Origin of the sequence: Polaromonas naphthalenivorans CJ2 (assembly GCF_000015505.1) — a bacterium.
GTDB lineage: Bacteria > Pseudomonadota > Gammaproteobacteria > Burkholderiales > Burkholderiaceae_C > Polaromonas > Polaromonas naphthalenivorans.
Genome location: NC_008759.1, coordinates 82,619 through 108,537 on the forward strand (window position 1 = coordinate 82,619; position 25,919 = coordinate 108,537).

Annotated in this window: 16 protein-coding genes; 10 read left to right on the forward strand and 6 right to left on the reverse strand. The window is 59.1% G+C overall.

What is annotated here, in order from left to right; translation table 11 throughout:
- Positions 1–273: 273 nt before the first annotated feature.
- Together PNAP_RS23345 and PNAP_RS23350 are read right to left on the reverse strand one after the other, a co-directional pair.
- Entirely contained in the window at positions 274–2,223 is a 1,950-nt protein-coding gene (locus PNAP_RS23345) for a UvrD-helicase domain-containing protein (RefSeq protein ID WP_011798341.1), read from the reverse strand.
- Positions 2,220–4,529: an AAA family ATPase gene (locus tag PNAP_RS23350; protein ID WP_011798342.1), complete on the reverse strand. Its 2,310-nt coding sequence runs from the start codon at positions 4,527–4,529 to the stop codon at positions 2,220–2,222. Before PNAP_RS23350 ends, PNAP_RS23345 begins: the two co-directional genes overlap by 4 nt.
- 519 nt (positions 4,530–5,048) lie before the next feature.
- On the opposite strand from PNAP_RS23350, the gene PNAP_RS23355 reads away from it, so the two are divergent.
- Positions 5,049–5,297, forward strand: a complete 249-nt coding sequence (locus tag PNAP_RS23355; protein ID WP_011798343.1) for a cold shock domain-containing protein — start codon at positions 5,049–5,051, stop codon at positions 5,295–5,297.
- Positions 5,298–5,419: 122 nt separating this feature from the next.
- Here PNAP_RS23355 and PNAP_RS23360 read toward each other — a convergent pair whose 3' ends face one another.
- Positions 5,420–6,259 (reverse strand): NYN domain-containing protein, encoded by an 840-nt coding sequence (locus PNAP_RS23360; RefSeq protein WP_011798344.1) that lies wholly within the window; start codon positions 6,257–6,259, stop codon positions 5,420–5,422.
- 569 nt (positions 6,260–6,828) lie between these two features.
- Here PNAP_RS23360 and PNAP_RS23365 point away from each other — a divergent pair.
- From PNAP_RS23365 to PNAP_RS23405, 8 genes are read left to right on the forward strand one after another with little or no spacing between them, the layout of a single operon-like run.
- Positions 6,829–8,583 carry an Eco57I restriction-modification methylase domain-containing protein gene (locus PNAP_RS23365; protein WP_011798345.1) on the forward strand — a complete coding sequence of 585 codons (1,755 nt, stop codon included), beginning with the start codon at positions 6,829–6,831 and terminating at the stop codon, positions 8,581–8,583.
- A gap of 2 nt (positions 8,584–8,585) precedes the next feature.
- On the forward strand, positions 8,586–11,417 hold the full coding sequence (locus PNAP_RS23370; protein WP_011798346.1) for a hypothetical protein: 2,832 nt from the start codon (positions 8,586–8,588) through the stop codon (positions 11,415–11,417).
- Positions 11,410–15,642: a DEAD/DEAH box helicase gene (locus PNAP_RS23375; protein WP_011798347.1), complete on the forward strand. Its 4,233-nt coding sequence runs from the start codon at positions 11,410–11,412 to the stop codon at positions 15,640–15,642. Before PNAP_RS23370 ends, PNAP_RS23375 begins: the two co-directional genes overlap by 8 nt.
- A complete protein-coding gene (locus PNAP_RS23380; protein ID WP_011798348.1) occupies positions 15,639–17,903 on the forward strand; it encodes a hypothetical protein in 2,265 nt (754 codons plus the stop codon). The genes PNAP_RS23375 and PNAP_RS23380 overlap by 4 nt, the downstream gene beginning before the upstream one ends.
- Positions 17,890–18,738 carry a phospholipase D-like domain-containing protein gene (locus tag PNAP_RS23385; RefSeq protein WP_011798349.1) on the forward strand — a complete coding sequence of 283 codons (849 nt, stop codon included), beginning with the start codon at positions 17,890–17,892 and terminating at the stop codon, positions 18,736–18,738. The genes PNAP_RS23380 and PNAP_RS23385 overlap by 14 nt, the downstream gene beginning before the upstream one ends.
- A 46-nt stretch (positions 18,739–18,784) precedes the next feature.
- Positions 18,785–18,991, forward strand: a complete 207-nt coding sequence (locus PNAP_RS23390; RefSeq protein ID WP_011798350.1) for a hypothetical protein — start codon at positions 18,785–18,787, stop codon at positions 18,989–18,991.
- Positions 18,992–19,000: 9 nt separating this feature from the next.
- The gene (locus PNAP_RS23395; RefSeq protein WP_011798351.1) at positions 19,001–20,824 is read left to right on the forward strand and encodes a type I restriction-modification system subunit M; all 1,824 of its coding nucleotides are present in this window, start codon (positions 19,001–19,003) and stop codon (positions 20,822–20,824) included.
- Positions 20,825–20,853: 29 nt separating this feature from the next.
- On the forward strand, positions 20,854–22,059 hold the full coding sequence (locus PNAP_RS23405; protein WP_157040528.1) for a restriction endonuclease subunit S domain-containing protein: 1,206 nt from the start codon (positions 20,854–20,856) through the stop codon (positions 22,057–22,059).
- Between the two features lie 146 nt (positions 22,060–22,205).
- Here the strand turns inward: PNAP_RS23405 and PNAP_RS23410 are convergent, their stop codons facing one another.
- Positions 22,206–23,495 carry a type II toxin-antitoxin system HipA family toxin gene (locus PNAP_RS23410; RefSeq protein ID WP_011798353.1) on the reverse strand — a complete coding sequence of 430 codons (1,290 nt, stop codon included), beginning with the start codon at positions 23,493–23,495 and terminating at the stop codon, positions 22,206–22,208.
- Positions 23,485–23,823, reverse strand: a complete 339-nt coding sequence (locus PNAP_RS23415; RefSeq protein ID WP_041377752.1) for a helix-turn-helix domain-containing protein — start codon at positions 23,821–23,823, stop codon at positions 23,485–23,487. The genes PNAP_RS23410 and PNAP_RS23415 overlap by 11 nt, the downstream gene beginning before the upstream one ends.
- 204 nt (positions 23,824–24,027) lie before the next feature.
- Between PNAP_RS23415 and PNAP_RS28370 the strand changes: the two genes are divergently transcribed.
- On the forward strand, positions 24,028–24,333 hold the full coding sequence (locus tag PNAP_RS28370) for a DUF1643 domain-containing protein (protein ID WP_011798354.1): 306 nt from the start codon (positions 24,028–24,030) through the stop codon (positions 24,331–24,333).
- A gap of 77 nt (positions 24,334–24,410) precedes the next feature.
- Here PNAP_RS28370 and PNAP_RS23420 read toward each other — a convergent pair whose 3' ends face one another.
- Positions 24,411–25,811 carry a DUF6035 family protein gene (locus PNAP_RS23420; protein ID WP_011798355.1) on the reverse strand — a complete coding sequence of 467 codons (1,401 nt, stop codon included), beginning with the start codon at positions 25,809–25,811 and terminating at the stop codon, positions 24,411–24,413.
- Between the last annotated feature and the right edge of the window lie 108 nt (positions 25,812–25,919).

Below are 25,919 nucleotides of genomic sequence, written 5' to 3' on the forward strand. Positions count from 1 at the left end.
ACGGCTTTTGTCCATGTTTGGCGATTGTGTAGGTCGTCAACCAGCTGAATATCGACAGTGGCATCGCACTGCGAACGTACCAGCGATGCGTCGGAGTGGCCGAGTCCGGCCACAAGCGGACACCGGGATATCCGTTGCTGTCCCGGCTTGAGGGCTTCCGAGGCCGATTCCGCCGGGTCCCGCAGTGGTTGGTCTACCAAGACTATGCAGCACAGTGCGCCAAGGGCGGCGCCGAAGGTAAACAGGTCTTTTATGCAAAAGACGCGTGGTTATCTACTGGATTGCTTGAAACTCGTCGTCGGTAAACCAGCCGCTTTCCTTGATTCGAGTCAGCGCAGCTTCTTGGTCGGAGGACCAGAGTACGAGAGCCAGCGACTCCTGAGCGCGGCTGCAGGTGACATACAGCAGGCGCAAGGTGCGGTCGATAGTCGTCTCCTTTCCCTTATCCACATTTTCCCTGTCCCCCTTGCTGAGCTGAGTACCCCCAAAAATCTTGTCGTAGGAAATCTGGTTGCCGCCGGCGACGGCGTCGTCCATCACTACCATGACATGCATGAACTCCGAACCTTTCACGACCTGATGCGTGGCGAGCACAGAATTTCCGGCAAGGTAGGTACGGTATCGCTTCAGTTGGTTCCAGGGAGCATCAAACAGAGCGCACCAGCCGCGACGCATTCTTGCCTGCTTTGACTCTTCCTCACCTCGGCCAGGAGCTGCAGGAGGAGGCGACTTGTCGGCATACGCCGCCGAGAGGCGATGGTCAAACTCAAACAGATTGGCGCTCAAGACCGGGAAAAGCACATCCTCAGCGGTGGACTTCTCATCGGTACAGGCGGCGACAAATGCCGCCATCGCCTTGAGCATCTCATCCACACGGGCAGCTCTCGTCGCTGGGTCTTCTGGGATGTTGTCGAGGCTTCCGTGCCGCCGAAACACCTCTGTGGCCAAAAACTCGTTCAGTGCGCCATCAGCGCCAACGCATGCCTCGAGATGAGCAAGCTCGTTCAACATCACCTGTACTGCAGCGGGTCCCTTGTTATCGCCGCTACCAGCAGGCGCTGCTGCGTTCGGGTCAAGCAGGACCATTGCCTGGTACACGTCGAGAAACGAGCCGCGAGTCGCGACGAGCTTGTGTTCCAGAGCAAGCAACTGGTATTGTCCCGTGCCCCAGGCGGCCGCTCCGCTAGCCTCCCGCATTTGGTCTGCGCACCAGCGTTCACGACGAACTTTGTCCTCCGGAGAAAGCGATGTGTCGCCTACATAGAGCCTGACCACTCCTCCAGTCTTCTCAATTCGAGGGTGCTGCTCTACTCCGGTAGTAGGTTGAGTCCGGCCATCCAACTCCGCTTTCCAGATTCTGTTGATGAGCGTGACAATTCGGCCTTGGCTGCGGTGGTTCATTTGCAGCTCCGGCGTTGCCCAACTCTGCGGGACCAAGTTGGGCAAGTCAGAGTGTCCGTCGGTGTAGATGCGTTGGCGGTGGTCGCCAAGCAATCCAAGGGTTAAGCCGCTACCCCTCGGCTCCGCCAGTCCCATCAATGCGTCCAACATGCCCTTTATCGTGTCTTGAGACTCATCGATGAGCACGATGGGGTGACGGTCCCTGAGGATAGTCTGGAGCGTGGGTTTGTTGCAGAGGAGCCAAGCCGCCGCGTCGAGGACGTTTTTATGCGCAAGTGCTCCCGGCCCGTACGTGTTGCGGTCAGGGTGATACATGAACACATCGGTTGTTCTAAACCCCTCGATGTCAGCCTTGATTTCGTCCAGGTCCCGCTGTTTCGCAGCCGTGATACCTCTTGGCTTCGCTTGCGCCTTGGCAGTCTCCTTCTCGAGCTGAGCTTCCTTCACCGCTATGAGTGCCTCGCGGATGTCATCGTTGAACCCGCTGATGAGTTCCCAACAGAACGAGTGGATAGTGGATACGCCGACCAAGTCGTTGTCCCCGAGGCGCCCATTAATGACCGCGACCGCATTCTTGGTGTACGTGACCACCCGTATCGAACGCCCGTACGTCCGCAAGCGTCGTGCAAGCTGTTCACCTTTCTCATGCTTCAGGACACCGGTCAGCCGACGCAGCACTTCAACAAGAGTCCTTGTCTTGCCTGAGCCTGCACCCGCGAAAAGGAAGTAGCTGCGGGGAGGCTCCTCAGTGAGATAGCCGCAGATTTCTTCGACTACCCCAGCGTCGCGGTCGTTGTTGGCAAGGATTGGTACCGCGCTCATGCCATCACGTCCTGGTTCGGCTCAAGCTGCTTCTGCAGCCAGTCCAGGGCATCTGCGATGTACTTTGGACAGACAACCGGCTCTTCCGTCGAGACCATTTCGAAGATGCTTGCGGCGAAGTCTCCTTTGTTGAACGAGTCGTGCATGAGCTTGTGGAGTGCGCCGACCAGGTCTGGAACGCTCGGCGCGTCAGCAACCTGTGTTGCGACAGAGCCAAGTGCACCCTTCGGTGGCTTAATCTTCACGCCATCATCATCGACTTTCTCATCCAGCAGGCCCTTGAACCAGACCATGTTCGTGAGAACGAGTGAATCTTCAAATGTGCTGGGCCAATTGCCTTCAGCTTCGGCGACCGGAAGCTGCCAGCAAAACCGCACAAGGCACTCTGCAGTCTCATTCCAGACCAACTGAGCCTCGGTCGGGTTCTTGAAATCGTTGAGCTTCTGCAGTTTCGGGTGCCAGCCGCGGAGAGTTGGGTTGCCGCAGTGCAGCCCTGCTTGACCGGTATTGGCCACTGCGACCAGTGTCGTAGTCGGCTCTCCATTCTTCTTTGGCTTGCCAGCCTTTTCTTCGGTAGGGTCGATGTCAGTGATGATGACCGTGGGAATCCGTAGCTTCTCTACCAACGGCTTTAGTCGATGGGCGTGGCTACCGCCGATATCAAGGAAGGACACATATCGACTGTTCAGCGTCTTGAAGTCCCGCTCAATGAAGAGCGGAACTAGCATGCGCTCTGCAAGACCCTCAACGAAGATGGCGGCATTAGCGAACAGGAGGTCAGTATGCTGAACGCGGAAGTAGCGTTCCGCGAACTGGCGGGTCTTCTTGTCTTCGCCAAAAACTTTCCCAAGATTGACCACCTCTGTCGTCGGCATGGGATTCGCCGCGCTCTTTGCGATGCGGCGGACGTACCGGAGCCGGTCAAAATTCTCCGCATGGGCAAGATGGCTGGAGTGGGTACTGATGAGTAATTGGCTTTTGAGAGCTGATGCCTCCTTCTCAGTCGGGCTGATGAGCTTGTGCGCCTTGTCTGGAAAGATTCGTTGCACCTGGACATGGAGGTGCGCCTCGGGCTCCTCAATCATCACCAGGTGAACCGGTGCAGGAGACCCCTTCTCGGGCTTGAGCCGGGCCGCTTTGAATGAGACCAGTTGATAACTGAGTGACTGGAGGTTCTGGTAGCCCAGTCCGATGGAGTATTCCGGCAGGAGCTCTTCGAGCGAATCCTTCTGCATGCTGTACTGAACAGCCGTTCCATGGTCGAGCAAGTCAGCTGTCTGAATGCGCGTGCGGAAGCGAATCTCTTGGGGGTCGTGCAGACCTGGGTATCCGAGTTCTTTCACCTCTTCGACCGACGGAGCGATAGCCTCGTGTATTTTCTTGTCCAGTTCCTGCTGCGCCTCGGCGACCGCCTTTATGAGGTCTGCGCGATGGCCGTGACCCGTGCTTGCAATGTTCAAGTGCTGTCGCGCAAACTTGAGGAGTTGGTTGGAGAACATGCCGACCCGATGCGCTCCTGAGGCAGACCGCGAATCAGCTTCCTCGCTGCCAAGACCACGCTGGGCTGCGACGAAGTCAACGCGTATCAGCTTCGACAGATGCTTACGCTCAATTGGGCTGGCGTCTGCAGGCAGCGTCTGAGTAGCGTAGGCCTTCAAACCTTCCAGCGGATTGTTATCGACGTTCAGCTTATAAGCGCGCACTTGGCCCAGCTTGGATGGCTCGCGCAGCCAAAAGTCGAGAAGGTCAATGGGCCAGGCCAGCGAATCCGCACCCATGTCCTTCACTGGTAGCCGCGCCGTGTGATATGTCCAGGCCAGCTGCTTCAGCTCGTCAATGCTCACGGCCGGTTCCAGACGCAGTCGAACACCGACTGCTCCACCTTTCCAGCTGAACTTTGAGAGGAACGGTGCGACGTAGTGGTACATGCCAGCCCCTGCATCGAACCAGAGGTCCAACGTCGGCATGGCAGAAAGGATGGTCTCGAGCTGCTCCTTCCATTGGTCTTCGGACCCTGTCATTGTTGAAGGGTCTTCCGTCAGAGCCTCCCACGCTTTGCCAAGCGCTCGCAGCTTTGGCCACTGCGAGAGGCTGATATCGAACGCACCGAAGGCTGAGCCATCCGCAAGGAAGTGGCGTAGAGCAGCAAGGACCGAGGTCTTCCCGCTGTTATTCGCGCCGACAAGGATAGTGGTCTTCTTGTCGATATCCAGTTGGACCTTGCCGAGTCGACGAAACTGACAGAACTCTAGGAATCGAAGCGTGATGTCTCCGGATACCGGCGTTGCGGCGGACGCTGCTGGCATTGATGCACCTCTCAATCGAAATGTAGGGGGTGCGCCGCTCCACAAACGGTACAGGCGCCGGGTAGTAAGCTTACACGATGTAAATGGCGTAAGTTTTTACAGTGAGAATACGACCGTCTGCTCGGACCGTAAGGTTGGCCCTCTGTTCAAAGCAGCTGATTTCTTGCACGCGCTCTACATACAGGCCGAACAACGGACGCAGGCGGGTGCCGAAGACGTCGCCTGCGAACGCACATCAGGATGTCGCCGCAGCGGGTAAACACCAGCTTGTCGTCTTTGAACGCGATATTCTTCAGCGAGTTGTAGATTGGCGAGTAGTTGACCAGGGGCGTGAAGGGCTGCTTTGAGCCCGAAGCCGACATTCAGTGGTCAACACCAGCGAAGTGGTCAGCATTGACCGCAATGATGGTCAATGATTAACAGCATCTGAAGTAACGTTACGCAAGAAAATACTGCCTTGCCTGCGCTGGACAATTTGACGGTTCTCACCCCTCTAGTGGGCACCGGAGGACGAATGACATGACCACCTTGAATTTGAGCGCAGTACCTCTGCAAGAGGGTACCGTAGCCCGGCTCAATCCCAAGGCCGGGTTTGGCTACGTTCGTGACCAGTCGGGGGCGAACGAGTACATTTTTGTTTTTGGTTTCGCGCTTAAACACTCACAGGCCAAAAATCTGTCCGTTGGAAAGGCTGTGCACTTCCGGGTCAGCGGCCAAGGCAGAGTGGATAAACTGCTCTTTGACGAGCGCGTGCAGACTGAGCGCTAAGCTGCGGGCTGGCCATGCCCGCCTGGCTTGACCGTGCGCAAACCGCAGAGGCTGGTACGCACCCCGACCCGCCTAGCGAGCTTCCTCCAGGGGTCCGAAAGTATGAACAGACCCTCAAATTTTCAGCTAATGGTTGTCAACCTCTTCGTGGGAGAGCTTTCACCGGGTTGCAGGTCAACGGGTTCGTTTTTCGGCGCCAAACTTACTGACCAGTGACCCCCCACTTCCTGTTCAGACTTCAGCAAATCGTAGGTCTTGACCATGTCCAGCAAGCCTGAATGTCCATAGAGTTTCGGCGAGAAAGCCGGGTCGGTGCGTTTGAGATACTGCCCCAAAAGTCCCATGCCTATTTTTCCTTCCGAGGTATCGCTGGCGAGCAAAGTGACCGCATCAACGATGAACCGGGGGCGGCGTTTGATTGAAGGTTTTGGCAATTCAAGCTTTGCAGGCTCCGGCTTCATGGCTATGCACTTTGCCTGCGCTTTTTCCCAGGGGTCGACTGCAAGCGCTGTTGTCAGTTCGGGTCGTACCCACTCAAAAAACTGGTCGCTCGCGTTGCGTAGCGCGTCAGGAGTCTTCGCCTCTCCAACGATGCAAACCGTTGCCCCGCGCTCGCGTAGTTTCCGGCACAGGTAAGCGAAGTCAGAATCGCTCGTGACCAGACAAAAGGTGTCGGCCCGGTTATCGAACATGGCTTCTAGGGCGTCCAAGGCCAGCGCAATGTCGGCAGTGTTTTTGCCTGAGGCGTACTGGTATTGCAAGCAAGGGGTGAAAGCCAGGCGGACCAGCGCTTCTTGCCACTTGTTGGCCAGGGTGGTGTGGTTCCCGTAGCCCCGGCGCAGCACCACGCGCCCGAACTGGGCAATCACGCGCAGGGCGTACTCCAGAATTTCCGGAGTCACGTTGTCGCAGTCCACGAGAACCGCCACACGCGTTTCGCCAATTGCCACCGCACCGTTCATTTGACAGGCTCCAAAGTTGAGCTTCCATCATATTCGGCGGCAATGGTTCAACGCCAAGAAAATCCAAACTCCACATTCAGAAAATATCCGCACCAGCACTGCTCGGCTCGCAAAGAAAAGCAATGAAATATCGTGCTGTACTTTTTGTTGCATGTGCTATAACGTATATCTATTAGGAATATAAAACGGATACGCTAAATAGCTCATCACGGCACGACCGAAAAGCAAAACCGAAGCGACATCGCTCAAGATGACCCCCGAGGTCCGGGACTTGTGAGAGCGCTACGCCGCGGCCGAGCACCGCAGTTTTCTACACCGCCGAATGCACCCACAGAAATACCGAACAAAACTGATTAAGGCATTTGTGACTCAAGACATATCAAAATTTTTAGATTTGGCCGCGCTATTAATGAAGAGTGCGTTGGCAAAATTTGGATGGCATGAAAGCTGTGTAAAAACCTCGAATTACCTCAAAAAGTCACCTGGGTGATACGCGAAAGGCTGAAGCTTTAACCTGGAGCCTCGACAAGAAGAAGTGCTCCCATTCTGGTCAGAAAGAAAAATAATAAATGGTTATTCCAGAGTCAAAAATACGTTTTAACTCGTTAGTTAAATCACTCGATACGATAGCTAAGGATAGTGAAAATGGACCTCAAAGACTTGTAGAAGCTGTTCTTCATGCTTGGCAACTACAGTCCTACCCTTTGCTCGCAAAGCGTGTCTCCCGCCAGCTTGGTGAATTACCGCTCAAGGATGACGTCAATAAATTTTCCCTGTGGCTTTCGCAGCAAAGCTTTAACGATGCTGCGTTTTGGCTGGCTTCTGCGTATGCCACATGGGTGGGAGAAAAACGCCGCACGGAGCAAGCCCTCTATTTCACGCCTCCTAAGCTTGCGGACCGGGTCATCGATGACCTGGTTCAGCGAGGCGCGTCCCTGACCACGGTCCACTGGCATGACCCCGCCTGCGGAGGAGCGGCATTTCTGGTCCCCACGGCGCAGCGCATGGCCCAGGCGCTGGCGGGCCTCGGGCTTGCCTCGGGGGAGGTCTTGAAAAGGATTGAACGCCAGCTCAGCGGCAATGACCTGGACAAGGCACTCTTGTCGCTATCCCGTCAATTTCTGCTGATGGCGCTGTACCCGCACATCAAGGCTGCACAGCGGTTTCCCGACTTTGACCTGCGCAACGAGGACGGGCTGTTACCTCCCCCCTCGAAGTACCAAGCCCCGGACGTTGTCATCTGCAATCCGCCCTACCGAAAGCTCAACGCAGCTGAAACCCAGCGCTACGCCTCGAAGTTTAAAGATGTCATCCGCAGCCAACCCAATATCTACGGGCTGTTTATTCGCGAGGCGCTCAACGTGGTCAAGCCCGGGGGCTTGATTGGCTTGCTCACGCCGACCAGTTTTTTATCGGGAGCGTCTTTTTCCAAGCTGCGCTCACGCATTGTGGATTTATCGCATATTTTGCAGATTGACATGCTGAGCGACCGCACCTCCATGTTCATTGCGGTGGAGCAAGAAACGGTCATTTCCGTTTTGAGAGCGCTGCCGACCCTCACGCACGAGGCTATGCCGACGGATATTCATATCCTGACTCCAGGCGGCACCTACGAAAACGTTGGCAAGCATCGCCTCTGCAATAACGGCGCACCCTGGGCCATCCCCCGGTCTACCGCGGACTCCGCGTTGCTCGACTGCGCCGAGCGGTCAACCGCCCGCTTGGGTGACTTTGGCTATAGCGCAAGAATTGGCCACCTAGTTGCCTTTCGGGACAAACGACGACGGTTTCCGCAAAAGCCAATGGACGATGCACCCCGCTGTGTCGTTCCAATTCTTTGGGCTGGCGATATCACCAAGGAGGGGCTGGACCACGGCCGTGTTCAGAAGAAAAACCGCACGGATTATTTCATCGAAGTCTCCAGCCTAGGCCACACGAGTGTCATCAGCTTGCCTTCGGTTGTTCTGCAGCGGCTGACCTCGAACGACCAGCACCACCGGTTAATTGCGGCCCCGGTGCCCCGGTGCTGGCAAACCGCACACGGAGGATTCGTGGCAGAAAACCATGTGGTCGTTTTGCAGACACAGCCGGGCAACCGGTGGACTCCGGCGCTCATGGCCAAGGTGCTCAACTCTGCGGGAATCAATCGCTTGTATCGCTCGATTTCAGGCGCCTCAAATGTTGCCACGTCGGAGCTGCTGGCGCTACCCCTGCCACCGCCCCGCGAACTGGATGAGGCTTTGTCCAGAACCGAAGACATTGATGAAGCCATACGGATTGCTTTCGGATTGGCCACCCCCGTGACCTTAAGGAAAAAAGCTTAACCATGTCATATCCCCTCAATCGTATGCAGAACCAGGTTGCTCTTGAAAAAGAAAGACTGATGCAAACGCAGGCCGTCCTCCTGAAAAAGAAGGAGAACATCGCCAGGCTCTTGCGCATTGGCGCCAAGCCGTCCTCGGGAGCTCCGGGGGAGCTGCCGGCCAAGGCCCGCGCCGAGAAGCCAAGCCCCGGGCTGTCGGCAGTCCTGCCGCAGGAGTCCCCCGGCGAGCCCGCACGCGTGGGGGTTGGCTTTGACCTTTACCGGGACATCGACAATGCCCCAATAACGGTGAGCAAGACCGTTGAGCAGCTGGCCGGCCATCTCCTGCAAATTCCCGCCGACAAGGTGGAGGTCGCCCTGCTCTGGCCCGGTACGCTGCGCAGCCTGGCGTGCCTTCACGCTGTCTCCACCATTTCAAGGTGGCACAAGGGAGACAAACGGGGAATCCGCACGCTGATATATCCCGCCAGAGCCAACGTGTTTCAGGACCTGAACCACGCCCAAATCGACCGCCTCGCGCTGGCCAAGCTGTACGCCGAGCTCTACGAGCCCCCGCGCGAGGTGAATCCCAAAGTTTTGGTGCCGTGCCGTGAAAAAGACACCTTTTTTACCTCCCTCAGAAGCGTTCGTTGCGGCGCAGGCATAGCACTGCAGCCCACTATCGGGGAGATACTGCCGCACTATTATTCCGACCAGGAATTCAAGGGATGGGCCTCCTGCGCGGGCGACTTGCTCAAAAACTTGAAAACCCGGCTGGGAGACCTGCACCATACCCGGGCGCTCAACATGGACGCCATCCCGGCCCTCTCCGCCCCGGATTACGCACCTGATGCCCTGTTCGCCCTGGGCTGGCGCAGCGGCGCCGAGGACCTTGAAAAAGCACTGCGAAGCCTTAAAAAGCTGGGCTCGCCCCATGCCATCTTGGTCGATGTCACCCGGGCTGCGCGCAAGAACAATCCGAAGTGGTTGCGCTCAACGGTGAGGTTTCTCCAAGTGGTTGCTGACGTGTGGCCCAAGCAGCGGCCCGGCATCTGCATCGTTGCCGACGAGCCGCACTTGCGCAATCAGCTAGTCCAGGAAATGGCTCGACTCGGCGCAAAAAACGGCGGCGCGACCCTGCCGGCTGGCAGCACCGGGATGGCGCTGCATGGGTTTCCCTGCGCCACTACAAAGGACGGGTTTCTCCCCGCCGGCGCAGCTGAGGCGCTGACGCCCCAGGCCCGGGACATACAGGTGGCCTTTACCGACACAGAGGCTGCCAAGCTCATTGGCCAGGTGGACAGGCTGAAAAAGGCAACTTCGAACCCGGGCAGCCAGGAGTTGCTGGGCAAGGTGTCGCGTTACCTGTCCCAGCTCTCTGCGCTTCCCTCCAGCACGCGGGTGCTCTCGGAGTGGCTCAATCAAACCGGCATGCCCATGGCAGTGCGGGAGCAGTACGCCTGGCCCAGCTATCGGTCCAAGTTGCGCGTGCTCCTCCAGGACCCGGGGTATGCGGACAAGACGCGGCTTGAAGGCGTGATTAAAAAGTGCGACGCGATGTGGCTCGCGTATGAAAAGGGCACTCCGTTTGCCCGGCAATTGGCCAATCTCCTGGACAAGCACACAGGCGGCACGGAGCGCTGTTGCGTGGTGTTTACCCGGCCCACGGCCAAGCGTCTGGCCGAGCGCTATTTCGAAACGTACGACGGTTATCCGCAAGGCGCAGGTTTTGAGGTTTTGAAGGACCGCGTGCGCATGGTGGTGTCTGGCTCGCCTTCAGCAGAGCTGGGACTGCGCGAGAACGAGACTGTCGTTTTCGCCGGGCTTGATGAGAATTCGCTGCGCAGCCTGATGCTGGAGGACGGGATTTCGGCGCGTACGCACTTGCTGCTCACCACGAGGAACGCGGCTTACCTCAAAGCCACGCTGGCGGTCATCGACGCGATGCCCGCCTTCAAGGACCTGGGCCCACGCGTCACGGGCCTGCTCAAGCAGCTGCCGGAGTTTCCCGAGCCAAGTGACCGCCAATTCCTTGCCCGCGAAGACTTTGTGCTTCCCGCCTTTTCCTTTGAGCAGGCACTGGCCACGCAAAGCCAGGACGAGGAGAGCAAGGACCCAGACGCGTGGGAGCTGGTCCTGGAAAACGGGCGGTCCGTGCGGCGCAGCCCGGGCGCGAAGGTCTATATTTTCGACCCCCTCTACGGATACACGCAAACCCGGGGATTTCGAGGCGTGGGCGTGCAGGACCTGCAGGCCGGTCAGCGCCTTTTCGTCATGTCCGGTGAACTGCGCGAAGCGACCGAGGCAGCTCTGCGGGATGCGGGGGTGGACGTTAGCCACGACAAGCAGTTTGAAGCGTCCCTGCATCACTACCATAACCGGGTGCTTCGCGGTATTGCTGAGACCTTGAAAAAGGCAACGCTCCTCGAACAGGCGCGTGAGCTGCGCGAGCGGCTCATCGCTGCGCCAGACGCACCCCAAGGGTTTCCCGCCGAGGGTTCCATCCGGCACTGGCTGGACGTAGCGGGCCATATGAGCGCAAATTTTCAGGAGCAGACCAGCCAGGCGCCCCGGCAGGCCGCGCACTTCAGTGCCTTCGCAAAGGTCATCGGGTTTAGTGCCTTGGAAACTGTCTATTTCTGGAAAGCTGTCATCCAGCCCCTTCGGGGCGCAAGGCGGGCAGACGGGCGCCGCGTCTCAGACGCCTACTCCGACATGCTGATGGAGCCCGAGTCGGTCGTCGTCCATAAAAAAATGAAGCCCGAAGTCGTTTCGTACCTTTTCTCTCGTGCCGAGGAAAACGTGTATTCCATCGAAGCCATCAAAAAACCTCACTCAAGGGAACTAAATGCCTGACTTGTTAATGCGTGCCGACCCGCTGACGATTTCAACAGCGCTGAAAGAAGCCGTTGTGGACGCTTTGGTGAACCTGACGTTTCAGCGCATCAGCGGGCACGGCCCCGAAGGCAGCATCCTTTTCGGGGCCCGGCCTCGCGCTTTGCTGAGCTCGGCCTTTTTACTGCCTGTGCCCGCCGGCGCGGCGGGAGGTGACGAGGTCACCCAGCCCATTCAAATCTGTGCCCATGGCTTGGACTTTCAGGTTAGCACGTCCAGGCAGGGGCCTGTCGTTGTCCAGCCCCGCCTACAGGTTTACGTGCGGGTCTTGCCTTCGGTGGAGGACATGGCCCGGCCCGACTGCGTCCTGCGCTTTCGCCTGAACGATGTCACGCGCCGGGACCTTCAGGCCAAGGTGTCTGCCGCGTTGAAAGCAAAGTGGGCTGAGATGATGGGCACGTACAAGCGCCGGGTGGACCACCCCGGCTGGAAGACGGCCGAGGACGAAATCCGCACGCGGATTCACGCGGATTTAGGCTTGCCACGGGACCTGAAAACGCTTTTCAGCGAAGAACCGGAGGATGCGTCTGATGAAGAAGGGGCCAGCGCAAATGTGGCGGAAGATGGCGCGGCGGAAGAAGGGTTCACGGTGCCGGGGGCCTCAGCCCCAGAGCTTACCCTCAAGGATTCCCAGTTCCAGCCCATGGACATTCCGCACAAGTGGCTCCGGCTGCCTTTGCCGCAGGATGCCCTGCCGACTTTCATCCTGGACCCCCAGCAGGACAAGAGCGGGTTGCGCGAAGCTTGTGAACTGGCGGCCAGCGCGCTCAACGGCGCCATCGGTACGGCTCTGCTGGCGTGGGCGACGAGTCCAGAGGGGCTGGCCTGGGGCTTTCGCACGGGCATCAAAGTCTATCCGTCTGAATACAAGGGATGGGCAGCATTCTTGGAAAAAGTACGTGCGTCGGGCAAACCCGTCGCCTTGCCTGCGATTAAGCTAGGGTGGGACGCCCGTGTCTCGCCAGATTGGCTGGACCCCGCGCGCGCCAGCGTCCATGTGTCGCTGGAGAATCGTTCGGAGCCTCCGAAGAAGAATCGCGACGAGACGGACGATGCGGTGTTTCAGGTGGACGTTACCGCGACCTTGCCACGCGCGCTGCACCGACCGCTCAAACTCGGGCGGGTCGAGGCGTCCTACCGCTACAACAAGTACCTGGACTACCCCGCCACCGGCTTTAACGGCGGCGTTGAGGTTCTGCACAGTGAGAACCCCCAGGTGCTGACGCTGCGCACGACCTGGTCGCCTCGCTACACCCAGCCGCGGATTGTTCCCAAGTCATACACCGCGGTGAACCCGCACATCCGGGCTTTGAGCGAACCGCAAGGCCTGGCCGGCTTGCTTCTCTTGGGCGAGGAGCTCGATGCCTGGCTGGCGACACTGCCCAGCAAGGTGCATCTCCAGGAGGGCCTCTCGGCAGATGACGTCCCCGGCCTGCTGCGCGAGCAAGGCGGCTTTGCCGCAGACACAGAGTCCTGGAAGAAGGAAATCCAAGCCATTCATGCAGGCCTTCGAATCCTGAAGGAGTCCAAGGCCGAGTGGGACAAGACCAAGAAGCGGGGGCCGCAGTCGAGCGACAAGGCCGCGGTCTATGAGGCCTGGCTCGCCATGAACGAAACCATGGCCGAGCTGATGAAGGAGAAGCTTCCCGATGACAGCGGCGCCTGGCGTTTGTTTCAGATTGCCTTTATCGTGGCCAACGTGCCAGCCATTGCGAGCCGAATGAAGTGTTTTGGTCATGAGTTCGACAGGGAGCGGGACGACACGGTGACCTTGCTGTACTTCGCAACGGGCGGGGGCAAATCCGAGGCGTTTTTCGGACTCCTGGTGCTCAACCTGTTCTTTGACCGCTTGAGGGGGAAAAAGACGGGCGTGACCGCCATGCTGCGCTATCCGCTGCGCTTGCTCACCATCCAGCAAGCCCAGCGCTGCGCCCGGGTCCTGGCCAAGGCCGAGCTGGTCCGCCGCAAGCACGGGCATGGCGGCGACGCGTTTGCCCTTGGCTTTTGGGTCGGCAGCGGCGGCTCTCCCAATCACCCCGGCGCACCCGGCATGGACCTCATCCCCCCCGTGGAGAAGGAGCCCCCTACCGCCAAAGGTGAAGCTGCGCTGCTGCAGACCGACGTGAACTACGAGCTGCAAAAAGCTGCCTGGAACAAAATTCCGAACTGCCCCTTTTGCAAGGCTGACACCGCCCTGCGCCTGTTCCCGGCGCTCGGAGGCACGCTGGCGCATGTCTGTACCAGCGCCAGCTGCGCTTCAAACATTGGAGGCTGGCAACCCCTTCCCTTTTATATCTGTGACAGTGACATCTACGACCTGGCCCCGTCCGTTTTGCTCGGCACCGTTGACAAGCTGGCGCTCATTGGCCAGTCCGCAAAAACCCTTCGCCGTATTTACGGCATGCTAGGTGCGGCCCCCTGGCGTCACAAGGCAACGGGCCGGCTGAGGGTGCCGCAGCAACCCAAGGAATTCGCAGGAGGCCCCGCAGCCCACGGATGCGAGGGCCTGTTTCCCGCCTATCCCGATGGCATCAAGCTGTTTCACGACCCCTTTCCCAGCCTGCTGATTCAGGACGAGGCGCACTTGCTGGACGAGTCGCTGGGCACCTTCGCGGGCCTGTTTGAGTCGGCGCTGGACGCTATTTTGGCCGAGATGAGCAAGCCGCTGCACGCGCTGGTGACGTTCGAGCCAGACGGGCAGACACGCCGGCGGGCCAAGGTCATTGCAGCTTCTGCGACGGTCTCCGAGCCCCAGCGCCAGATGGAGCACCTATACCAGCGCCCCGTGCCTGCGATGCAGTTCCCGTTTCCGGGGCAAAGTCTGTACGAATCGTTCTATGCCGGGCCGAAGGCGCCATCGCCTCAAGACACGGGGCGGGCTGCTTTTGCCACCCGTGACATTGAAAAATGGGCAAGCTGGAGCCGTGTGTATGTGGCGTTCATGACCAACGGGCGGCCTCATACCGCGACCACGGTGTCGGTGCTGTCTAACTTTCACACGCTTATTTCTGAGTTCTTGATGGGGATGGCGTCCGGGGACACGCCGCGAATTGAGGCCTTGCGCGCTCGGCTGACAGCAGGTGTTTCAGAAGGCCCCCTCTGCGCGATGTACGTCGCCCAGCTTGAAGCGGCCACAGACTCCGAATTGGCTACGCTCATCGATTTGCACCGCATCGCGCTGACCTACGTCACCAACAAAAAGGGCGGTGACCAAATCATGGCGGCTGAGTTTGAGGAGACGCGAAAGCGGCATGCCGACCGGGGCCTTGCCATGGGCGACTTGAAAACCAAGTTGATTTCGGGCTCGGTGTCCCAAGGGGACATCCAGCACACTATCGAAGACGCGCAACGCCGGCCCGCGCCAGGGCACCCCATGGGCGAGCTGGGCGACGTGCTGCGCTCGGTCATTGCCACCTCCTCCATCTCCCACGGCGTGGACGTCGATGAGTTCAACGCCATGTTCTTTGCGGGCATGCCTTCGGACATCGCCGAATACATCCAGGCGTCTTCTCGGGTCGGACGCACGCATGTGGGCTTCATTGTGCTCATTCCCACCCCGCAGCGCCGGCGGGACCGCTACATCGTGGAAGTGTTCGACAGCTTTCATCGATTCCTGGAGCGCATGGTTCAGCCGGCGGCCATCGACCGCTGGGCCGGCAAGGCCATCGAACGCGTACTTCCCAGTTTCATCCAGACGTATCTCACCGGCGTGCGGTACATGTCAGATATCACCTGGGCGGAGCCTGAGGACAAGGAAAACGTCGCGAGCCTGGACTGGATTCCCAGCATCATCCGGGAACTCAAGCAGGAGGCGTCAAAGAAAAAGCTTGTCGACGGCCTGTGCCGGTTTATTGAGCGAGCCATTGGCCTGAATAACGGAGATTTTGCACCGGGGGGCAAGGAGCACTACAGCGCACTGGTGCGGGACAAAGTTTATGACTTGCTAAACGGCTGGGCCAGCAACGACCTGCAGGCAGAGCAGAGCCTGTTCGAGTACTTCCGGGAGCAAACCAGCGTGATGAACCGGCCCATGACCTCCCTGCGCGACGTCGATGAGATGGCCAATATCCATTTCGGCGGAAAGGACCTCAACGGCAGGAGGCTGGAGACCGAGCTCGCTCGCAAAGTGATGATATTTATCCGGCATGGGGTTGCGCAAAGTGACGTAAGGGGAGAAGGACAATGAGCTATTCACACAAGGCCAAGACTGCGGCGGGCGCGGAGATTCAGCCGCCCAAGGCACCTCCGATGACCCGGTCTCGAAGCCAGGTTGCCACGGCCTATGCGCCCGGTGCTCTTTTCACCTTCGAGGGCGGCTTAGGCGCCTGCTTGGCCATCCCGGACCAGCAAGAGCGGCAAACGCCTGCGGATATCTCCAAGGAGACGGCCGAGCAGATTCATCTGCGGGTGCGTGAGGTCTGGCAGAACTGGTTCAACCGGGCCAGCACTGGAGGCACCGACAAGCACGCTGCATTGCCCGGGCAGTGCCTTGACCTCATGCTGCTGCGCGAAGGCCGGTACCACGCCCCGTCCCCGTCCCGCTTCGAGCTGGTGGACCCGCTGCAGATGGGCTACGTTCCCGCGCCGCTGGCCTTTGTCTGCAACGTTTGCCAGCGATTCAGGAGTTTTACTTCGGTCAAGGCCGCGGCTGACGGGCTCTCTGGCCTGGCGGGCGAGCCCTGCGGTGCAACGGGCCCCGAGCACACGGGAAAGTGCCGCTGGCGCCAGCTGGACGTGGTGTTCATCCACTGGTCTGGAGCTTGGGAGCCGCCGAGCCCCGGCAGGTGGGAATGGCGTGCCAGCACGGAAAAGCGTCCCGGTCAACTCCACGAACCGATGGGCCGATGCTGGTGTGGCAGCGAAAAATTTTATCTGCGGGACAACTCGCCACGCATCGGCCAGTGGTTCTTCCAGTGCGACGCAGGTCACAAAGACGGCGACAGCTGGATTCAAAACGACCCGGTCACCACCGAACTCCTGGGTGACCAGGGCACGGCCAGGCCGCCGCGGTGGCGGCGAATGGAGCCCATCTCCTACCGGGCGTCTGCTGTGTTCTATCCGCACACCGAGCAGTTCGTCGTGTTCTCAAAAGAGCAGAGCAGCCTGCTGCGGCTGCTACAGGAGGGCAAGCACCAGGAACTGGCCGCTTTCGTTGCGGAGCGCTACGGGATGGGGGCCGTCGTGCCGACGGCGCAGAGCATGCTCGAGACGCTTCGCGCGGGCGGAGAGCAGCACAGGCACAAGGTCCAGGACTATGAAAGTATTGCGCTGATGCTGAGCAACCCGCTGATGCAGGCTAACCCCGACATGGCCCGGATGCTGGAAAAAAGCCTGGAGGACAAGGCTCAGGACTGGCGAAATACCCCGGGGCTCATTCCCGTGGACCGCGAAATACCGCCATTGCTCTTGAGCCAGGCGCAGCTCAGGGCCGAGTTCGGCAGCCGCTACGACCCCTTCACCCTGGCCGTGGAGCACGAAGCGCTGAACCGAAGCAAGCTGTCTGCAACCGCGGGGCTGGAGGGGCGCGCGCCCTTTGTGCGGTTCAACCACTTGGACAAGGACTTGTCGCCCAGCACCGAGGCCCTGCGCACGGAGCAGCAGCAGGCCACGACGCGCCTGATGGGACTGCTGGGGATGGCAGAAATCGGCCTGATTCGGGAGTTCGACCTATGCCGATTCACGCATGGCTTTACCCGGATGTCCAGCGAGCCCCTGATTGAAAAGAACGACAGCGGTCAGGCGGTTCACTATCCGGTGCGGCTCAATTTGTTCCCCACCTTGGGTAACGGCAAGCGGCCCGTCTATGTGGTCACGCAGGCCAACGAAGCTATCTATGTGCGGCTGCGCCCGGAACTGGTCTATGCCTGGCTCAAGGGAGTCGGCGTTGGCGACCTGCCCGAATGGGACCCGGCGGGCCCGCTGAAGTTCGGCGCCCACCTGCTTCAGCTGGCACGTCCCTTCGGAAAGTATTTTTCTGAGCTTCACCCCGGGCCCGCTTCGACGTACCGCTACGTCTACACGCTGCTGCACACCTATGCGCATGTGTTCATGAAGTCCATTTCGGAGTATTCGGGCCTGGACCTGGGCTCGCTCAGCGAGTACCTGTTCCCGGCCGATATGGCCTTCGTGGTGTACCGCAACGGCACGACGATGGACCTGGGCAACCTGTCTGCCCTGTGGCGCAACTTTAACAACATCTTCCTGGAGCACCTGCTGGCATCGAAGACGCTCATGTGCGGCTCCGGCAGTCTGTGTGACACCAATCCCCACAAGCCGGGGGCATGCCCTGACTGCGTGATGGTTCCCGAGACGTCGTGCCTGGCGAGCAACCAGCTGCTGTCCCGCGCAGTACTGCGTGGCGGCCCGGCCCCTCGGGAAGACAAGGACCACCAAGGGCAGGAAATCCCTGGCTTCCTGGACATGGCGCACGCACATGCCGCAGCTTGACTCGACCTTTGCAGTGCTGGCCAAGCATTCTGAGCTGCTAGAGCCCGTGCTGGGACTGGCGAGCAAAGGACTGCTCCGGGGCCCAACATCCCTGGGCAGCCTTGCGGGAAGGGCAGGCATCTCCCTGGCCAAGCTTCCGGAACTCGCGCGCGCCCTGCGGGCCGGCGCTGGCGCAGCGGTCTTCAGTGAAGCATCCATGGGTCAGTGGCATCTGTCGTGCTCGCCGGCTGTAGCGGCGGACCTTGCGCTCATGCTTCGGGGGCTGAACGTTTACCGCCAGCGCGTTCACGAAGACCGGGACCGAGTGACGGCCGTCATCTCGAAGCCGGCCGAGCCGAGCCAGTTCACGGGCACCCTGGAGAAAACGCTCGAGGGCTTTCGGGGGCTCGAAACCACGGCCGAGGCGCTGATAGACCTGGCGCATCGTGCTCAGCGCCGGTTTACGGTGATGTCGCCCTTCGTGGACAGCTCTGGGCTGGACCGGCTGGTGGTGCTGTTCGGTGAGACAGGACCTGCCGTACGGCGCGAGCTGATTACTCGCCGGCCCTTCGACGTGGCGGTAGCGCCTCGCCTGCCTGAGCTCCAAGCGCTGGGCGTGCAAGTCTATGACTTCAGAATTGCACAAGAAAGGGCGGGCAGGAACGAGACGTTTCATGCCAAAGCGGTGCGCGTTGACGAGGACGAGTGCTACGTCGGCTCCTCCAACATGAACGAATGGTCCTTTCACTACTCCCTGGAGCTAGGCTTCAATGTAAAGGGCCGGGCCGCAAATCGGATATCGCAGGTGCTGGACGCCGTTATCGAAGTTTCTGCGGTTGTTCATCTGGCAACATAACGTATATCCATTAGCAATATAAAAGCACCATGCTAAATAACTCACTATGGCCCGTCCCAAAAGCAAAACAGAAGCGACATCGCTCAAGATGACCCCCGAGGTCCGGGACCTGTGGGAGCGCTGCGCCGCGGCCGAGCACCGCAGCCTCACCAACATGTTTGAGGTCATGGTGCGCGAGCACGCCAAGAAGCTCAAGCTCAAGCCGGCCCCCGTGCCTGCGGTCCCACCCACCCAACCAACAGATAACAAGTAATCCTAGGATATGGCTCAAAATTTCTCAGAACTCGCAAATTTCGTCTGGTCCGTCGCCGACCTCCTGCGCGGTGACTACAAAGCCGCCGATTACGGCAAGGTCATCCTTCCGCTGACTCTCCTGCGCCGCCTGGACTGCGTGCTCGAAGGCACCAAAGAACAGGTTCTTGAGGAGCATGCCAAGCACAAGGGCGAAGGCGACGCCCCTACCAGCCTTGACCGCATCCTCAAACGCAAAAGCAAGCAGGCCTTTTACAACACCAGCCCCTTCACGCTGCAGACCCTGCTCGATGACCAGAAGCACATTCGCCAGAACCTGACGGCCTATATCGGCGAGTTTTCGGCCGACGCCCGTGACGTGTTCGAGCGTTTCAAATTCCTCGAACGCTTAGTGGAGCTCGATGACAAGGACCTGCTGTTCCTGCTCATGCAGAAATTCGCCAGCATTGACCTGCACCCGGATGCCGTGCCCAATGAAACCATGGGCCTGGTGTTCGAGGAGCTCATCCGCAAGTTTGCCGAGGCGTCCAACGAAACAGCCGGCGAACATTTCACCCCGCGTGAGGTTATCCAACTCATCGTGCATTGCCTGTTTTCCGGGGACAGCGAAGCGCTATCCAAGCCGGGCGTGGTGCGCTCGATGTACGACCCCACCGCCGGCACGGGCGGCATCTTGTCCGTGGGCGAGGCGGTGGCCCGCTCCATCAACAAATCGGCCAAAATGGTGCTGTTCGGCCAGGAGCTTAACGATGAGTCGTATGCCATCTGCAAGGCCGACATGCTCATCAAGGGTCAGGACCCCAAGAACATCGTGCGCGGAAACACCCTGTCGGCAGACGGCTTCCCTGACGAGAAGTTCGACTACGGCGCGGCCAATCCTCCGTTCGGCGTCGACTGGAAGAAAGTACTTGACCCTATCAAGACTGAGCACGAGACAAAAGGCTTTGCCGGTCGCTTCGGCCCGGGCCTTCCACGCGTATCAGACGGCTCCCTGCTTTTCCTGATGCACCTGATTTCCAAGATGCGCCCTGCTGCCGAAGGCGGCGGCCGTATTGGCATCGTTCTGAACGGCTCACCCCTCTTCACAGGGGACGCCGGTTCCGGGGAATCGGAAATCAGGCGTTGGCTGCTCGAAAACGACATGTTGGAGGCCATCATTGCGCTGCCCAACGACATCTTTTTCAATACCGGAATCGCCACCTACATTTTTATCTTGGATAACGACAAGAAAGCTGACCGTAAGGGAAAGGTCCAGCTCATCGACGCCACGCGCATGTACACCAAGATGAAAAAGAGCCTTGGCAACAAACGCGTGCGCATCACGGACGAGCAGATTTCCGAAATCGTGGGCGTCTACTCCGCGGGTGCCAAAGATGCCAACTTCGAGCTGGAGTTCAAAGAGCCGGTGAAATCGACTGGCGGCAACCCGGCCGAGGCACCGGCCCTCCGGATTGTGTCCAAGGTCTTTGAAAACAAATTCTTCGGCTACCGCAAGGTGACGGTGGACCGCCCCCTGGCAGAAGGCAAGACTGGCAAATTCAAAAAGGGCGAGAAGGCCTTCGATAAGGACCTGCGCGATACGGAGAGCGTGCCGCTCACCGAGTCGATTGACGCGTACTTCAAGCGAGAGGTGCTGCCGCATGTGCCCGACGCCTGGGTGAACAAGGACGTCAAGGACGAAAAGGACGGTCTTCCGGGCAAGGTTGGCTATGAAATCAATTTCAACCGGTACTTCTACGTCTACAAGGCGCCGCGCAAGCCGGCGGTGATTGCAGAAGAAATTCTGGAGATGGAGAAGCGGTTTGTGGAGCTGATGAAGGGGGTGGTGGCGTGAGCGGGTGGGCGCAGACGCGACTTCGCTATGTGACCGACCTCAATCCTCCGGTTCGTGCTGACTTACTTGCGGCGCTTGACACGGAACTTTCTTTCCTGCCAATGGACTCCATTGGCGAAAACGGTTCGTTGAATCTTGCGCGAACCCGTCCCATCGCAGAAGTTCGAAACGGGTATTCATACTTCGAAGACGGAGATGTTGCGTTTGCCAAAGTAACGCCGTGTTTTGAAAACGGTAAGGGTGCGCTCATGCAGGGCTTGGAAAAGGGCGCTGGCTTTGGAACAACTGAAATAACTGTACTTCGTCCAAAGACCGGGACAAACGCAAGGTACCTACGTTATATCGTTCAAAGTGAAATGTTTCGGCAACTTGGTGTCGGCGCAATGACGGGTGCTGGCGGCCTAAAACGAGTGCCTGACGACTTCACACGAGACTTTAAGACTGTCTGGCCCGAGGCAGTAGCCCAAGAGCGCATCGCCAACTTCCTTGACGACAAAACAGCGCGGATTGATGCTTTGATTGCGGAGAAGGAGCGGCTTTTAGCGCTGCTTAATGAGCATCGGCTGTCAGTTTCGGCGCAAGTCCTGGCCGAAGCATCCAGCGGACTTCGGGCGAAGTTAGGCTTTTGTGTTGACCTTCTTCCGGGCTATGCGTTTCCCAGCGATGAATTCAGTCGCGATGCGGGAAACATTCCGCTTCTGCGAGGTATAAACGTCGCTCCAGCCAGCATTCGCTGGGATGAAACCGTCTATTGGTCCCGTGAATACGATAGTTCGCTCGAGCGATTCAGGCTGCAACAGGGTGACGTCGTACTTGGCATGGACCGCCCCTGGATTTCTTCCGGTGCTCGTGTCGCCATGATTGACGAAGCTTCAGCCGGTTCCTTTCTCCTTCAGCGGGTATGCCGACTTCGTGGGGGAGTGAGGCTGACCCAGCGATTTTTGTTCTTCGCCCTCTTAAGCGATGAGTTTCGGCAGTCTGTTGAAGTGGACTTAACGGGAGTCAGCGTCCCGCACCTAAGCCCGGAGCAAATTCTGCGCTTCAAGGTGCCTGTATTGACAGTTGATGAGCAGAGGGTACGCTGTGACGTAGCTGACCGGCAACTCTTAAAAATTGAGCAGTTGGAAGCGCATACCCTTCAAATGCTTGACCGCCTCCGCGAGTACCGCTCCTCTTTGATTTCAGCGGCGGTGACGGGGCAGTTGGACTTTGACGCGCTTGAGGTGGCCGCATGACTGAAGAACAGGCCAGTCCCCCTGAGGGGGTAGTGCCGCCTTCTCGCATTGCCAAGGGTGTTACGACGCGGGTGGCCCAACTGTGACGTGCTTGCACGAGCATGTTTAAGACTTCGCCTTACTCACGCAGACCTCGTTCAGCCGCCTCAACCGAGGTCTAATATTGAGTATCCGGGGATGCGCGCAATGGTGCGTGCGGCTGCGGCTTCCGCGCTACCGTTGGCTACGATGGTTTCAAGGAGGCGGCTGGAAAGGGTCTTCCATTGCTCATCAATGATTTCGCGCGCTTGCGCCGGTGTGTATCCAAAGACCGCACAGTCAGAAAGAAGATTTTCCAGCGAAATTTCGCCGCCTTTCGTCCCGAAACTCAGCGCCAGGTAATTGCGCTTGCTAAGTTTTTCCGAAATAGTCAGGTCGAACGCCGGCGCGAGAACGAACTCGCGGTCAGCACCTGCCACGACACCGTGGTTCTTATCATGGTCGTCGGTGTTGCCTACGAGTGCGTTGAAGACGACACGACGATATAGCTCACGCACACTTCGCGTTGGCGAGCGCTCCCAGACGCGAAGCTGCCGCGCGAGGTTCGTGTATGAGCCCTGAAACGAGTATTTGGCGACCTCCGGATTACTCCAGAAGATACTCCGCGCGCTGGCGTAACGCCAGCGCCCGAAGCCTCCCCCGCTCAACGGGCTGCGGTCGAATCGCTCAACAAGCAACACCGGTTTACCGTCGAGTTGACGAACGCTGTGACGCGGCACCGTGATATCGCAGGCGTCTGCGAGTGTGAGCAGCGCAGCCTCGACGCACGGCACCGGTGCAAGCTCGACACTGTCCTTCACGCTTATGCCCTTAACCAGCCAGAGCGCGCCGCCGTCTTCGAGAGTCAGCTTGGGGCGGACACCGCCTGAGCCTGCTTCGCCCAGCAGATACACGCTTTCCTCCGGAGATAGCGACTCGCCTGCTTCGACGCGCGCGTGCAAGGCAAGCGTGTACTCGAGGGTTTGAGGCGTCGTCGAGTGCGCGCGTGCTGGCGGGGTTTCGCGGCTGTCGCTAAAGGCGAGTGCGCCAACCGTTTGGCCACGCGCATGCAGTAGGTAACCCCGCTCATCCTGCACACCGATGGCGCGGTCAATGAGGCGCCGCCCCCAAGCATCGGGGCCGGCATCGAGTAAAACAGAAAACCACCCGTCTAGGGCAGCTGTTTCATACCGCTTTGTTTGGAGAGGCAGAATAATTGGGTCAAGAGGCACCCCGTCCTCCCGTTCCAGGTAACTGCGGCCGTATGTGAACGCACCAACAATTCCGACCTCGTTTCTTGTCCGGTCATAACGACCGCACAAGACCGGCTCGGCCTGGCCAGGCAAGTAGACCCATACCCATAGCGGTTCGTTTTCACGTTCCGGGGAATTCAATGGGGACGTCTTGTTAGAAATCATTGTCAACCTTCTGGGAAAGCCGTACACGCTTTTCCGCGACCGAGAAGCGCAGGGCGAGCCCGTCACGGTCGAGCCCCGGGTCCGCAATGAGGTCAAGCTCTTGCCCCAGGCTCATGCACCCTAGAACGGCGACGTATGCCCCCAGCGATGTTGAAAGTTCACCCCGCTCAACCGCTTCCACCGTCTTGCGCGATAAACCCGTTTTGTCGGCTATATCTTCTAGGCGGAGCCGGCGTGCTTGTCGCGCACTACGAATTCGCCGACCCAGCGATGTGACCTGGTTAGTCAGCTCAATGGGCAACAGGGAGAGGTTGGCGGCACGCGTCATAAGGACCATTATAGTGTTTAACGGTAACTATAGCAACCACAGATTCGCGAGGATTCTTCCTTGATGCCTGAACCCCTACAGAATTCACTTCTCCGCACAAACGGCGGCGCCCCATTGGAAACCCATAATTGCGCTGCGGCGTATCGTTGGGCCACCAGCGGAGTAAAACCTTTTGCCAAGGATTGAGGCTAAGCCGGGCTTTGCATGACAAACCTGTTCGCCTTTCGCGCACCGCAACCCTCCGACATGGTGGCCACAGCCGACCCTACCGGGCCAGAGAACGACCAGACATTGCTGCGCATAGCGCAGGGGCTGGCGTCGTCGTGGCAGCCTGGGGTGTTGGTGGTGCATACCAAAGCCGGGGTGATGTCGTACCGGCATGCTGCCAAACCTGCATTTTTTGAAGCTCACCCAAGCGGGCCACCCGTCCCCTCCGCTTTACCTGCTGAAGACTTTGACGCCGCAGCCTCTACACACGGGTGTTGCCCGTCTTTAGCGGAAAGAACATAGAGCCCCGACTCGGGGGAGGCACAGGGTGCATAACTTGAGCGCGAGCCAAGCCGCGCCTTAGCAGCATCACATCACCCCTACAAGGCTTCGTTCGGCGAAGCCGGCAACGGCAAAAGTTCTGGAAACAGATATTCGAAAAGACGCTGGTGCTTCTGGTCCGCAGTGTACTTCTCCGGGTCGGCATGCATGTCTGGCAAATAAGCCTTAACTCGTTTTGCCCAGTTGCCCGTCTTGTCCTGCTGCTTCAGCAATGGAGCCCTGTCGTACACCGCAAGGGCCCGGCGGAACCACATCAGATATCGAGGGTAAGACTCAGCCAGGTAGTGCGCCACTTCGATGAAGTGCTTGCGGTTCAGGCCCACAGGCCTACCGTGCTTTGCCGAGTAGAAGCAGTTCAGCATGGCCACTGGCAGGCGCATGTCCTTGCCGTAAAAGCGAAGCGGGGTCAGAGAAATCAGTCCCCAGTCGTTCCAGTCCTTCGGTACGCACTGCGGAAACTGATGGACTTCATGCTCCTGGTCGTAGAGGGACGAATAGCTGCCCGCAACTTGAAGCCACCAGGCTTCAAATCGCGTTGGCCAGCTGGCGCGCTCCGCAGCTTCGTCAGCAACTCGCCGGGCTTGAGCCCCGGCGTAGTCAAAAAAGTAGACCTGCTGCTTTTCCTGGTCAAGCGTCAGTTCATCGAAAGATACCCGTTGCCGGCGCAGAACGGGCTCCGCATTCCCATGGCCCGGCTCGGACCACACGCAGTCGAGCAGAAATTTCCCAGCCGCTCGTGATGCATCGCGGGTAGCTTGCGACACGATGAAGGCGTTCTGGTTATTGTTGTAGAAAACGTCATCTTGGGTGAGCCGGCGGCCGTCGTCCTCAAAATGAGCGAAGACCCAAAACAGGAGGCCCCCTTCCAGGGTGTAAAAGCGCCGGCGCTCGGCGATGACGTCGAGAAACGTGGTCGAGAGCTGAACCTCAAACGCGAACTTCAGGTTTTCGAGTTGTGCGCTCACATCGGGCTTGCGCCAGGCACCGGTGACAGAACCGGTCCAGCGCTGTTCGGAGGCAATATCCGCAAACCGACCATTCGCGTACAGCGACTCCACCAGCCATTGCTTCATCTGTCGATGAAGGAAGCTCTCCTTCGCCCCGTTGTACTTCCTGGCATTGATTTCCTCCTGAGTGAGCTCCCCCCGCGTGACCGCGCTGCAGCGCCCATCTTCCAGGGTGTGCTTGAACCAGAATCGGCGGCGCTCTTTCCGAGAAAGCAGCGCGAGCGGGACGAAGCACTCCGGGCACAGGTACAGGGCACGGTCCTCTTGGTTGCTGGTCGCAACCGCCATTCTCAGCTGCATCAGGTGCGCAAGGTCGTCCCCGATGACCTCGCGCACAGGAAGCTCCCGCCCGGTGGACGCCTCCAGGACGACCGGAATTTCGGGGTCTGTGACGGCAAGCCCCTCTGGCGTATTGAACTCGGTTATTTGCATAGCCCGACATTAGCCGGGCTTCGCGAAAATAACAAGTTCGCCGCACGCCGAATGCCACCGACCTCAGCTATCCAGCACCAACCTCGGAGGGCAACACGCGCCGCATAG